We start from the raw sequence: 12296 nt of genomic DNA, 5'->3' as shown, positions 1-12296 counted from the left end.
CCCGCGGCTCAGTGCCGGGCAGGGGTGAAGGTCATCCGCCGGTCCGCCGGCGAGTAGCCGCTGAGCGTCACGGTGGGGCCGTGGGTGGGGACCGAAGGGTCGGGGAACTCGGCGGGAACCGGTCGCTGCCCTTCGGGACGACGGTCCACCGTCGGGTACGCCGGCGGGAACGACGCGGTCGTCTCGATCAGCTGCTGGTAGAACTGCAACCAGCGCGTCTGGTCGAAGGTGACGGCACCGATGACGCGCCCCTGGTAGCCGTAGACGGCGGCGAACCGGTGCTCGGCGAGCGAGCCCTGGGTCACCAGGATCTCCTCGCCCATCGACGGGACGCCGACGGACTTGATGTTGATCCCGAACTGCGAGGACCAGAAGGACGGCATGCTCAGGTGCGGCCGCCGGTCCGCGCTCTCGCTCAGCATGTTGTGCGCGGCGGTCTCTGCCTGGGTCACGGCGTTGCCCCAGTGCTCCAGGGACAGGAACTGGTAGCCGAACAGCGCGTGCGGGGAGCGGGCCACGTCACCGGCCACGAAGACGTCGTCGGTGACGATGCCCCGGAAGTCGAAGGCGCGGCAGCCCGCGTCACAGGCGATGCCCCGCGGCCCGGCACCGAGCCCCGACCCGTTGAGCCATTCCGTGTTGCGGGTCGCACCGAGGCACACGACCACCACGTCGGCCTCGATGGTGGAACCGTCGGACAGGTGGGCGGTCCGCACCCGCCCGGCGCTGTCCCCCTCCAGTCCGGTGACCATGACGCCGGTGCGCAGGTCCACGCCGTTCTCGTGGTGCAGGTCGGCGGCGACCCGTCCGATGACGCCGCCGAGCGCCCCGACGAGGGGCGCGTCCCCGCGCTCGGCGACGGTGACCGTGATCCCGCGTTCCCGGCAGGCCGAGGCGATCTCGGAGCCGGTGAATCCGGCACCGATCACCAGCACCCGGCGCGGCCCTTCGGACAGTCGCCGCTGGAACGCCGCCGCGTCGTCCCTCGTGCGCAGCACGAAGACCCCGTCCAGCTCTGCTTCCTGCTCGTTCGGCCACGGACGCGCCCGCACGCCGGTGGCGATCAGCAGCCGGTCGTAGTCGACTTCCTCACCGTCGGCGAGCCGGACCTGCTTCGCGGACATGTCGAGCCCCGTGGCCGGCAGGCCGAGGCGCCACTCCGCGTCCAGTTTCCGCTTCCGGGGCAGCGCGGTGCGCTCGGCCGTCGCCTTGCCCAGCAGGACCTGCTTGGACAGCGGGGGTCGGTCGTACGGCTCGTAGGGCTCGTCGCCGATCATCGTCAACGAACCGGCGAAGCCCTCCTCCCGAAGCACCTCCGCGCCCCTGAGCCCGGCGAGTGAGGCTCCCACGACCACGATGCGCCCTTCGCGCTTGAGCCACTCCACGTATCCGTCACTACGCACGGGACGCCTCCTCCAGCGGTGCGTCCCCGTCGGCATAGTCGACGAGGATGGCCTGCACGGGACACGCGGACACGGCCCGCGCCACGTTCTCCCGCTGTTCCTCATCGGCGTGGGGGTTGTAGAGCAGCGCCTCGTCGCCGTGCATGGCGAAGACGTCGGGCGCGAGAAAGGCGCACTGCGCGTACCCCTGACATCGGTTGAGATCGACGACAAGCCTCACCGGGATCCGCCCTTCCATGGACTGGTCATTCCTCGTCATCAGCATGGAAGAGCGGGCGGGGTACCGCGCGTCGGGACGGCCGTCGGAGTGACGGTCAGGTGGCGTTGACGGGGTCAGGGCCGGCATCGGGATCGGGCTGGATCCGGAAGCCCACGCGGAGGATGTACAGGCTCACCATGAGCGCCCAGAACGGGAAGACCAGTTCGGACCAGGGCACGCTGGGCCCGGCGAACAGCAGGATCAGGCCGGCGATGTAGCCCAGCACGGTCAACTGTCGCGGCAGGACGCCGAGGCGGCGCCCGATCGCTGAGGTCGCGAACGTGAACACGGCAGCCATCCGCATCGCGTACGTCGTCATCAGGGTGTAGGCGAAGTGCTGGCCGAAGACGCCGCTCTGCTGCCCCGAGGACCTCCCGGTGTCCAGGACCCCGCCGGCGGCCGCGGCGGCGCCGAAGAGGGACGCGACGAAGAGCAGTCCACTGCCCAGGAACACGGTGGCGATGAACTTGTCCTCGCGCTCGCCGGTCAGCGAGCGCAGGGCGCCCATGAACCACAGGAAGAAGATCCCGGCGAACGGGACGATTCCGAGGGCCGCGCTCACCGCCTTCTTCGCCTCGGGGCTCACGGCGGCGTTCACGTCGTCTGCGCCCTGTGGGAGCCCGACCCGGACCAGCACGATCGCAGCGGTGAGAAGCAGGGCGAACACCACCCCGGCCGCTCCCGCCGCCCGGGGCGTCTTGAGTTGCTGTTCCCTCGACTCCATGGGACGGCTCGCTTTCTCCCCCCTACCAGCAAGCCGCCCAGCTGAGGGGCTCGCCACCGGGATCACCCGCGAGGGTGACCGTGCGGGGGCGATCACCGCCCCCGCACCGGGGATCGCGCCGCGTGCGGAGCAGAGATCAGGGCAGCCGGGGCGAGCCCGCCGGACGGACCACCATCGCCGAGCCGCCGCCCCTGCGGACCTTCTCCGCGGCGGCGAGCCAGCGGCCGTCGGGGAGGCGCTGGACGCCCGTTGCCGCGCCGATCTCCGGGTTCTGGCGGAACGCGTGTCCCAACGACTCCAGTTGCGCCCGCAGGGGGCTGTTCCACAGGCCCGGTTCGAGCTCGGTGGTGGGCTGGTTGCGCTGGCTGGCCCGCGGGGCCGCGATCGCCTCGACGAGGGGCAGGCCGCGGTCGAGGACTCCGGTGAGGGTCTGGAGGACGGTGGTGATGATCGTCGCGCCACCGGGGGAACCGACGGCGAGTACGGGCCGCTGGTGGCGGTCGAGGACGATCGTCGGGGAGATCGAGGAGCGCGGGCGCTTACCGGGACCCGGGAGGTTGGGGTCGTGCACCGCCGGGTTCGCCGGCGTGAAGGAGAAGTCGGTCAGCTCGTTGTTGAGCAGGAAGCCGCGTCCCGGAACGGTGATCCCACTGCCGCCCGTCTGTTCGATGGTGAGGGTGTACGCAACGACGTTGCCCCACTTGTCGGCCGCCGTCAGGTGCGTGGTGTTCTCACCCTCGTACGTCGTCGGCGCCGCCGGGCCGACGCCGGCGCACGGTGCGGGGTTGCGCGGGTCACCGGGCGGGAGCGGACTGGTCAGGACGGTGTCGTCGTGGATCAGGCAGGCGCGTGAGTCGGCGTAGCGCTGGGACAGCAGCTCCCGCACCGGCACGTCCTCGAACGCCGGGTCGCCGACCCACCGTCCACGGTCCGCGAAGGCGATCCGGCCGGCCTCGATGAAGCGGTGCAGGTACGCCGCCTGCGGGGCGGCGGACAGATCCGTCCGCTCCAGGATGTTGAGTGCCTCGCCCACGGTCGTGCCGCCTGAGGACGCGGGCCCCATGCCGAACACGTCGAGGCCCCGGTACGAGGTCTTCGTCGGGCGCCGCCGCTCCGTCCGGTACCCCGCGAGATCGCGGAGTGTCAGGTCACCGGGCCGCACGATGCGCGTCGCCCCCTCCCGGACGGGTGGTTTGCGCACGGTGTTCACGATGTCGCGGGCGATGCGGCCGCGGTACAGCGCTCGGGTGCCGTGGCGGCCGAGCTCCGCATAGGTGCGGGCCAGGTCGGGGTTCTTGAAGACGGATCCGACCACCGGCAGCTGTCCGCCGGGGAGGAAGAGCTGCGAGGTCGCGGGGAAGTCCCGGAACCGCGCCTCGTTCGCCTGGGTCTGGGAACGGAAGGTGTCGTCGACGGTGAAACCGTCCTTCGCGAGCCGCTCCGCGGGTTTCAGCAGTTGCCCGAGCGGCCTGCTCCCCCAGGCGTCGAGCGCGGTCTGCCAGGTCGCGGGCGTGCCGGGCGTTCCCACGCCGAGGCCGCTGGTCACGCCCTCCTCGAAGGGGATGGGCTTGCCGTTCTCGGTGAACAGGGAGGCGTCGGCGGAGCGGGGTGCGGTCTCGCGGCCGTCGATCGTGTGCACGGTGCGGGACCCGGCGTCGTAGTAGACGAAGAAGCCTCCCCCGCCGATGCCTGCCGAATACGGCTCGGTGACGCCGAGTGCCGCGGCCGTCGCGACCGCGGCGTCCACCGCGTTGCCGCCGCGTCGGAGCACCTCGATGCCGGCGGCCGACGCATCGGCGTCGACGCTCGCGACGGCGCCCCCGTACCCGACCGCCACCGGTGCTTTGACGGGCACGCCGGTCGCCCCGTCGGACGTCGGTGGCGCGGCGGCGCCGGCCGACAGTACGACCAGGACGACGGCGGGAACCGAGACATGACGGGCGATCCTGCGACGCATGTGCACCTCCAGCCAACGGACGTCCGCGCAGCGTAACTTCACCGCAGCCTCGCCGTCAGGACCGCGTCGAACACCGGCCTGTCTGCCACGGTCGTGCGCACCCGCGAACGGAGGGCCTGGTACAGCGTTCGACGGGTATTGCCGAAAGGCCGTCGACACCGAGGCGTGCGGCCCCGCCGTCGGCTGCTCGTCGCGGACGTGACCCGCCCGGCGCGGACGCCGCTGACCGCCGTGGGAGGTGCGGACCAGCCGGCGGGCTAGGGCCGGGTGGAGCCGTGCGCTCGCGGGCGGATCGGCTCCAGATGCACCGGCAGCGATTTGAGGCCGTTGATGAAGTTGGAGACGAGCCGTCGGGGTGGCGCTGCCACGGTCCAGGAGGGCAACAGCACCATCGCCTCCTCGTGGAGGACGCGCAGTTGGAGCCGGGCGAAGTGCGCACCGAGGCAGACGTGCGGTCCGTCTCCGAAGGACACATGGGGGTTCGGGGTTCGGGACAGGTCGAGCCGGTGGGGAGCGGTGAAGACCCGCTCGTCGTAGTTGGCCGAGGCGTGGAAGACGACGACCTTGTCGCCCGTGCGCACCCCGCAGCCGCCGAGGGTGACGTCGCGGGTCGCGGTGCGTCGGAAGGAGAGCACGGGCGGGTGCCAGCGCAGCAGTTCCTCGACCGCGGTACCGACGGCGACCTCTCCTGCACGCAGCCGGCTCTGTTCGTCGGGGTGCTCGGCCAGTGCGAGGAGTCCACCGGGTGCGGCGCTGCGGACGGTGTCGTTCCCGGCGACGGTGAGGAGGAAGAAGAACATCTCCAGTTCGGCGTCCGACAGTCCGGACACCGCGAGCCCGGTCATCACGTCGTCGGCCGGGTTCCGGCGCTTGTACGAGGCGAGCTCCTGGGCGTAGTCGAACATCTCCCGCAGCATCGCGGGCGACCGCGGATCGACGGGTCTGCCGTCTTCCCCGAGAACCGGCGGTTCGTCCGGGTCCTGGTAGCCGATGACGCGTTCCGTCCAGGACAGCAGCAATCCGCGATCGCTCTCGGGCACGCCGAGCAGATCGGTGAGGTTCAGCAGGGCGTAGTCGTCGGTGACGGTGGCGACGAGGTCGGTGACGGGGCCCGCCGCACGGGCTGCGCCGAGGAGTTCGCGGGCGCGGGTGCGTGCGGCGGCGGTGAAGCGGTGGACGCGGCCTGGCGTAAAGGCGCGGCTGACGAGGCGGCGCAGCCGTCCGTGGTCCGGCCGGGGCTCCCCAGGGCCCGGTGGTGCTCCGGCCGGGTGCGAAGCCGGGTCCTGGTTGAGCATCATCCGGCGGATGAAGGGCAGATCGGCCGGATCGGGGTCGCGGATCTGGGTCGCCCCGATCCAGGAGGAGTAGGTAGCTGCGTCCTTGAGGACCCGGACGACGTCGGCGTGCCGGGTCACCGCCCAGAATCCCGGCCCGGCGGGCCAGCCGAGGACGGCGTACTCGTCCTGCCACGCCACCGGGTGGTGGTCGCGCAGCGTTCGGAAGTCCTCCTGGGGCAACCCGTCGGCGTAGCGTCGGGGGTCGAACACATCGGGAACGGCGGCGGTGCTCACCCGTCGGCCCGCAGGAAGTCCTCGACGGCGCGGATCAGCTGGAGGGGGGTCTCGTCCATGGCGTGGTGCCCCGCCCCGGTCAGCTCGGTGAGTTCACCGCAGGCGTAGGTCCGCAGCCAGGTCTCCCGCATCAGTTCCGCGGTGACGGCCGGGTCCAGCACACCGGTCAGGGCCAGGGCCGGGACGGCCGATCCGGCGACGTCGGCGTGGAAGTCCTCCACCGCCCAGGAGTCCAGCCAGGCGCGGAACGCCTTGGGGTCGCTGCGCCGCACCGACCGCAGCACCATGCGGTCGAGCCACGCGGCCGGCCGCACGGAGCCGGTGGTGAGGTCGATGATGGTGCGGCGGTTGGCCGGCCGGTCGGCCGAATCGGCGAAGAGCCCCCATTGGTCGGGGGGCATGGGCAGCCCGTTCGCCGGTACCGGGGAGATCCCGACGAGCCGCCGCACCCGCCCGGGAGCGAGGACGGGCACCCGCTGGATCACCGCACCGCCCATGGAGTGCCCGATGAGGGAGAAGCGGTCCCAGCCGAGGTGGCCGGCGAGCACGAGGACGTCGGCGGCTCCTTCACCAGTGGTGTACGCGCCGGGCATGCCCATGGCTTCCCCGTAGCCGCGCAGATCGACGAAGGCATAGGTGAACGATTCCAGGTCGAGGTCGGGGCGTACGACGGCGTAGGCGTCGCGGTCGGCGAGCCAGCCGTGGACGGCGATCACCCGGTGCGGGCCGTCGCCGAGCACCGTGTGCGGAAGCACGAAGGGAGTCACGTCTTCTCCGTTCACAGGACGGCGGAGTCCGGAGTTCGGCCGTACGGCACAACGTTGGCTCCGGTCCGATGGAAACGCCAGGGGGCAGAACCGGCGCACAGTCGCCACCCGCCGCAACCGGAACGGGGTGGTGGTCCGCGCGGCGGGCCGGCGGGACGGAGCGCCCCCGCGCCGGCAGCCTCCCCTCGGGGGCTGCGGGCCGAGGAGCCGGTGATCAGCCAACTCGACTGCCGGGAAACGGAATTCGGCCCTGCACAGCGGTGCAGCACACGTGCGGCCCGCGGGGGGACTACGGAACCTCCCCGTCCAACAATCGTTACTTTCACGTAACTTACTAAACAGTTACCCGAGGTAAGCCCAGCCGGTTACCGTCGGGTCACTTTGACACTGGCACGAGTCAGGAGTGACCGATGGGACACCCCCGCAAGGCCCTGCGCACCACGACGATCGGGACCGTCTCCGCGGCCCTCCTGGCCGGCACCGTCCTCGGACTGGCACCGGCGGTTCCGGCGGCGGCCGCCGACAGGGCGGGGATACGCTTCGTCGACATCACCGGCGACGGCGGCACCGTGCTCAAGGCCAACGTCGTCACCCCCGCGGGCTCGGACGGCTCCCGCACCTACCCCGTGATCGTGCTGCCGACCAGCTGGTCCGTGCCGCAGGTCGAGTACCTCGCCCAGGCGAAGAAGCTCGCCGACTCGGGCTATGTGGTGGTCACGTACAACGTGCGCGGCTTCTGGCAGTCCGGCGGGGAGATCGAGGTGGCGGGCCCGCCGGACGTGGCCGACGCCTCCCACGTGATCGACTGGACGCTGGCCCACACCCCCGCCGACCCCGACCGCGTAGGCATGGCCGGCATGTCGTACGGCGCGGGCATCAGCCTGCTGGCCGCGGCGCACGACAAGCGGGTCAAGGCAGTGGCCGCCCTCAGCGGCTGGGCCGACCTGATCGAATCCATCTACAGCGAGCGGACCCAGCACATCCAGGCGGTCAGCCTGCTCGGCAGCACCGGATACCTGACCGGCCGCCCCAGCGCCGAACTCCGACAGATCCTGAAGGACTTCGCGGCGTCCAACCTGACCAACGAGAAGGAGATGATCGCCTGGGGCAAGCGGCGCTCGCCGGCAACCTACCTCGACGACATCAACAGGAACGGCACCGCCGTCATGCTCGGCAACGCCTGGGGCGACACCATCTTCCCGCCCAACCAGTACGCCGACTTCTACGAGCGGCTCACCGTGCCCAAGCGGCTGGAGTTCCGCCCCGGCGACCACGCCACCGCCGAGGGCACCGGCCTGCTCGGACTGCCCAACGACACCTGGACCAGCGCCCACCGCTGGTTCGACCACTACCTCAAGGGCGACGACAACGGCGTGAACCGCGAGCAGCCCGTCCGCATCAAATCCCGGTCCACCAGAGGCTACGAGACCTACCCGGACTGGAAGTCGGTGGGCGCGGACTCCCGGAAGATCGCCCTGGGCGGCACCAAGAAGATCCACGCGAACGTCAACTCCGGTGCCGACGGCGGGTTCGTGGTGCTCTCCAGCGCCCTGGACCAGTTCCTGAAGCTGCCGCCGATGGCCTCGATCCCGCTGCTGCCCCGGTCGTTCGCCGCCGTCTGGCAGTCCGGGCGACACGGCTCGACCCAGCACATCAGGGGAACGACGAAGCTGCACACGACCGTCACCAGCACCAAGGCGAGCGGCACCCTCGTCGCCTACCTCTACGACGTGGGCCCGCTCGGCCTCGGCAAGCTGGTCAGCAACGCGCCGTACACGTTCTACGACAAGACCCCGGGCAAGCCGTTCGCCGTGGACCTGGACCTGTTCTCCACGGCCTACGACGTCCCGGCCGGCCACCGTCTGGCCCTGGTCGTCGACACGGTCGACCCGCTGTACATCGAGCACAACCCGTCCGGCGCGCAGCTGACCTTCTCCTCGCCGAAGACCGACCCGTCGTACGTGTCGGTTCCACTGCGCAAGGAGTGATCTCCGGCCGCTGCCGGGCCGGGCACGGCTCTACGAACTGTCGCCCGGCCCTGCCGTCCTCGTGTACGGCACGCCGTACACCTCGACGTCGTCCAGCCCGGTCGGGAGATCGACTGCCATACGCTGCCCTGCCCCATTCTCAGCGGTGTCCCGGTCAGCGCAAACTATCCAGGCCGGTAGGGCACTTCACGCCCGACACGCATAAATAGGGCATAAGCCGCATTTAACATCTGAACGGTACAGTCGTACGCTCAGGCCTCTGCCGCCTCCGCGTACACCTGCGACAGCTCGGGCGCCCCCTGGACAGCCCAGTCCAGACCCGCCTCCACCACATTGATCTCGCGACCGGACGCGAGACGGACGACGGGGTGGCCACCCGGCCAAACGTGCCAGGTGGCCCCCCGAACGGTCCGGACGATCACCGTGCCCAGGTAGAGGCCCGCGTCGTTGCCGAGCCAGGGCAGTTCCTCCGGGTCTTCCCGCCAACGCGGCGGCAACTGGTCGAGGGCTTCCAACGACGCCGGGCTGTCGTCCAGTTCAAGCCCCTGCTGTCCCACCCGGACCCGTAGCAGCTCGCACTCGGAGAGCAGTTCGGCCACACCCTCCGGATCGCCTCCGACGGCGGAGGCCAGCGGCTGCGTCCGTGCACCACCGTGCCTCTTGCGCCAGCTGTCCAAGAAAGGGATGTTCATACGGATCAGACTCGCATTCCCGAGGACGGACGCACCACTGGGCGCGCGGAACGCACTCCGGAGGCCGTGCCCCCGGAGCGGAACGGCTCAGAGGTCGACGTCGACCACGACCGGTGCGTGGTCCGAGGCTCCCTTGCCCTTGCGCTCTTCACGGTCGACATAGCAGTCCTTGACGGCTTCGGTGAACGCCTCGTTGCCGTACACCAGGTCGATGCGCATCCCCCGGTTCTTGGGGAAGCACAACTGACGGTAATCCCAGTACGTGAACGGATGGTCGTACTTCAACGGACGAGGAACGACGTCGGCGAGCCCGGTCCCGCGCAGCGCCTCCAGCGCGGCCCGCTCCGGAGCGGTCACGTGCGTCATGCCGTCGAAGAAGGACGGATCCCACACGTCGTCGTCGGTCGGAGCGATGTTGTAGTCGCCGAGCACCGCGAACGGTCGCTCACCCACGGCGTCCTCGGCGACGGCTGCCTTCAGCGCCTCGAGCCACTCCAGCTTGTACGCGTAGTGGTCATGGGTGACCTCGCGGCCGTTGGGCACGTAGACCGACCACACGCGGACCGGGCCGCAGGTCGCGCTCAGCGCACGCGGCTCCTGGACACCGCCGTAGCCCGGGCCACCGGGAAGCCCCCTGACCACGTCCTCCAGGCCCACCCGCGAGACGACCGCCACGCCGTTCCACCTGCCGTCGGCGTTGACCGCGCTCTCGTAGCCGACCTCCTTGAGCGCGTCGACGGGGAACTGCTCCGCGGTGCACTTGGTCTCCTGGACGCACAGCACGTCGGTGCCGCTGCTCTCCAGCCACGCGAGCAGCCGCGGCAGCCGGGCGGTGATCGAATTGACGTTGAACGTGGCGATGCGCATGCGGCAAGCCTAACCGCGGGGTGTGACAGTCAGGGAAGGGTCACAGGTCCGTGCACTCTCCGGGCGCGAGCCTGCGGTGCTCCGCACCGCCCAGGTTGCCGATGTGGGTGTCGTAGATCGGGCGTGCGAGATCGGTCAGCAGCGCGTCGTGGATGTCGATCGCGCGCCGTGGGCCCACCTCGCGAACGTAGTCGATGACCTCGGAGACCTTGCTCCACGGGGCCATCACGGGGAGCATCAGCGTGTCCACGGGGGTGCCGGGCACCGTCAGCGCGTCGCCGGGGTGGAACACCGAACCGTCCACGAGGAAACCGACGTTGGTGATCCGCGGCAGCTCCGGGTGGATCACCGCGTGCAGCTCGCCGAACACCTGCACGGCGAAGCCGGCCGCCGTGAAGGCGTCGCCGTTCCCGACGGTGTGCACCCGGCCGGGGTAGGCCGTCGAGACCCGGTCGGCGACGCTCCGCAGCGTCCAGACCTCGACGGCCGGATCGGCTTCCAGGGCGGCCCGAAGCCGCGCCTCGTCGAAGTGGTCGGGGTGCTCGTGGGTGACGAGAACGGCGTCGGCACCGACCGCCGCGTCCACCTCGCTGAAGGCCCCGGGGTCGATGACGAGCGTCCGCCCGTCCTTCTCCAGCCTGATGCATGCGTGCGACTTCTTGGTCAGCTTCACTGGCGGCCTCCTCCGGTGTCTACCACGCCGCGCCCGCGGCCGGCGGGCTCCCCCGTGATCGCGACCCTACCGCCGACGGCGCCGGCGGCCGCCCGGACACCGGACCTCACTCCCGGGGCGTGGTCTCCTCGCGTATGACGGCCTGGGCGACGCGGAAGGCGGAGTTGGCTGCGGGGACGCCGCAGTAGACGGCAGCCTGGATCAGCACCTCTCGTATCTCTGCCGGGGTGAGCCCGTTGCGCAGGGCCGCCCGGGTGTGGAGGGCCAGCTCCTCCAGGTGCCCGCCCGAAACCAGGGCGGTGAGGGTGACGACGCTCCGGGTACGGCGGTCCAGGCCCTCACGGGCCCAGACCTCGCCCCACGCGTACCGGGTGACCAGCTCCTGGAAGCCCGTGGTGAAGTCATCGGCGGCCGCCATGGCCCGGTCGACGTGCGCGTCGCCCAGGACCTCGCGGCGGACCTTCATCCCTTCCTCGTACGGGTCCGGCCGGGTCACCCCGACCGCCCGGGGCTGTGCGGCGGCCGGGGCGATCTCAGCCGCCGGGGTGACCGGCACGGAGACGAGGGGCACCTGCGGGGCGGGGATCGCGTGGAGCGTGTCCTGCCACGCCAGGGAGAAGTGCCGCACGAGCAGATCCGTCACGGCCGCGGGCTGCTCGACGGGGGCGAGGTGCGAAGCGCCGGGCACCAGGGCGAGTCTCGCGTCGGGTATGCCCGCGACCAGGGTGCGGGCCTCGGCGGGCCCGGTGAGCTGGTCCTCGGAGCCGACCAGTACCAGGGTGGGGACGCCGACCCGCCCCAGATCGGCCCGTACGTCGAACGCGGCGAGCGCCTCACAGGCCGCGATGTAGCAACCGGGGTCGGTGGTCCGCACCATCTGGACGGCCCATTCGACGATCGCGGGCTGAGCGGCGGCGAAGGCGGGGGTGAACCAGTGCTCCGGCGCGCTGCGGGCCATCGGGTCGAGGCCGTTGGTGCGGACGATGACACCGCGCTGGCGGAACTCGTCGGCGGTGGCGAACCGGGGCGAGGCGGCGACCACCGCGAGCGAGGCCACGCGGTGCGGAAGCCGCAGGGCGAGGTCGATGCCGACTGCCGCGCCGATGGAGCAGCCGGCGAAACCGAAGCGCTGCACCCCCAGCGCATCGAGCGTGGTGACCAGGCGACCAGCGAGCTCGGACACCGCGTCGGCGGGGTGCGCGGGGGCGCCCCCGTGGCCGGGCAGGTCGAACCGCAGGACGCGCCACTGCCGGGACAACTCGGGTATCTGCCGGTCCCACATGTGCCAGGTGGTGCCGAGGGACGGCCCGAGGACGAGGACGGGTGCGTCGTCGGGGCCGTCGATCCGGTACTGCAAGGTCTTCGCGTGCGTCGGCATGTGCGTCTCACTCACCC

General features: G+C 71.1%; 11 protein-coding genes. 1 reads left to right on the top strand and 10 read right to left on the bottom strand.

Going from position 1 to position 12296, the window contains the following annotated elements; genetic code table 11:
- Window positions 1-8: 8 nt before the first annotated feature.
- The 6 genes from ACFXOM_RS10390 to ACFXOM_RS10365 form a co-directional block, all read right to left on the bottom strand.
- Complete coding sequence (locus ACFXOM_RS10390; protein ID WP_384934449.1) at window positions 9-1439, bottom strand: NAD(P)/FAD-dependent oxidoreductase; 1431 nt, start codon at window positions 1437-1439, stop codon at window positions 9-11.
- Window positions 1396-1623, bottom strand: a complete 228-nt coding sequence (locus ACFXOM_RS10385) for a ferredoxin (RefSeq protein WP_384934541.1) — start codon at window positions 1621-1623, stop codon at window positions 1396-1398. Before ACFXOM_RS10385 ends, ACFXOM_RS10390 begins: the two co-directional genes overlap by 44 nt.
- Before the next feature lie 94 nt (window positions 1624-1717).
- Complete coding sequence (locus ACFXOM_RS10380; RefSeq protein WP_384934446.1) at window positions 1718-2386, bottom strand: hypothetical protein; 669 nt, start codon at window positions 2384-2386, stop codon at window positions 1718-1720.
- 136 nt (window positions 2387-2522) lie between these two features.
- Complete coding sequence (gene ggt / locus ACFXOM_RS10375; RefSeq protein ID WP_385037623.1) at window positions 2523-4343, bottom strand: gamma-glutamyltransferase; 1821 nt, start codon at window positions 4341-4343, stop codon at window positions 2523-2525.
- Window positions 4344-4600: 257 nt separating this feature from the next.
- A complete protein-coding gene (locus ACFXOM_RS10370) occupies window positions 4601-5914 on the bottom strand; it encodes a cytochrome P450 (RefSeq protein WP_384934441.1) in 1314 nt (437 codons plus the stop codon).
- The gene (locus ACFXOM_RS10365) at window positions 5911-6681 is read right to left on the bottom strand and encodes an alpha/beta fold hydrolase (protein WP_384944369.1); all 771 of its coding nucleotides are present in this window, start codon (window positions 6679-6681) and stop codon (window positions 5911-5913) included. Before ACFXOM_RS10365 ends, ACFXOM_RS10370 begins: the two co-directional genes overlap by 4 nt.
- 410 nt (window positions 6682-7091) lie before the next feature.
- On the opposite strand from ACFXOM_RS10365, the gene ACFXOM_RS10360 reads away from it, so the two are divergent.
- Entirely contained in the window at window positions 7092-8669 is a 1578-nt protein-coding gene (locus ACFXOM_RS10360; RefSeq protein ID WP_384934435.1) for a CocE/NonD family hydrolase, read from the top strand.
- A 251-nt stretch (window positions 8670-8920) separates the two neighbouring features.
- Here the strand turns inward: ACFXOM_RS10360 and ACFXOM_RS10355 are convergent, their stop codons facing one another.
- The 4 genes from ACFXOM_RS10355 to pcaC form a co-directional block, all read right to left on the bottom strand.
- Window positions 8921-9361, bottom strand: a complete 441-nt coding sequence (locus ACFXOM_RS10355) for a DUF6278 family protein (RefSeq protein ID WP_384934433.1) — start codon at window positions 9359-9361, stop codon at window positions 8921-8923.
- A gap of 87 nt (window positions 9362-9448) precedes the next feature.
- Entirely contained in the window at window positions 9449-10228 is a 780-nt protein-coding gene (locus tag ACFXOM_RS10350) for an exodeoxyribonuclease III (RefSeq protein WP_384934430.1), read from the bottom strand.
- Window positions 10229-10268: 40 nt separating this feature from the next.
- Window positions 10269-10901: an MBL fold metallo-hydrolase gene (locus ACFXOM_RS10345; protein WP_384934428.1), complete on the bottom strand. Its 633-nt coding sequence runs from the start codon at window positions 10899-10901 to the stop codon at window positions 10269-10271.
- Window positions 10902-11007: 106 nt separating this feature from the next.
- Window positions 11008-12279 (bottom strand): 4-carboxymuconolactone decarboxylase, encoded by a 1272-nt coding sequence (pcaC, locus tag ACFXOM_RS10340; protein WP_384934539.1) that lies wholly within the window; start codon window positions 12277-12279, stop codon window positions 11008-11010.
- Window positions 12280-12296: the final 17 nt, after the last annotated feature.

Origin of the sequence: Streptomyces sp. NPDC059169, assembly GCF_042755225.1 — a bacterium.
Taxonomy (GTDB): domain Bacteria; phylum Actinomycetota; class Actinomycetes; order Streptomycetales; family Streptomycetaceae; genus Streptomyces.
The sequence above is the reverse complement of the archived record's forward strand: the minus strand, read 5'-3'. Positions and strand labels throughout refer to the sequence as shown.

Bases quoted from the DNA above. Each gene is read 5' to 3' on its own strand.
- ACFXOM_RS10390 (WP_384934449.1), bottom strand. From the start codon at position 1,439: ATGCCGACGGGGACGCACCGCTGGAGGAGGCGTCCCGTGCGTAGTGAC.
- ACFXOM_RS10380 (WP_384934446.1), bottom strand. From the start codon at position 2,386: ATGGAGTCGAGGGAACAGCAACTCAAGACGCCCCGGGCGGCGGGAGCG.
- ggt (WP_385037623.1), bottom strand. From the start codon at position 4,343: ATGCGTCGCAGGATCGCCCGTCATGTCTCGGTTCCCGCCGTCGTCCTG.
- ACFXOM_RS10360 (WP_384934435.1), top strand. From the start codon at position 7,092: ATGGGACACCCCCGCAAGGCCCTGCGCACCACGACGATCGGGACCGTC.
- ACFXOM_RS10355 (WP_384934433.1), bottom strand. From the start codon at position 9,361: ATGAACATCCCTTTCTTGGACAGCTGGCGCAAGAGGCACGGTGGTGCA.
- ACFXOM_RS10350 (WP_384934430.1), bottom strand. From the start codon at position 10,228: ATGCGCATCGCCACGTTCAACGTCAATTCGATCACCGCCCGGCTGCCG.
- pcaC (WP_384934539.1), bottom strand. From the start codon at position 12,279: ATGCCGACGCACGCGAAGACCTTGCAGTACCGGATCGACGGCCCCGAC.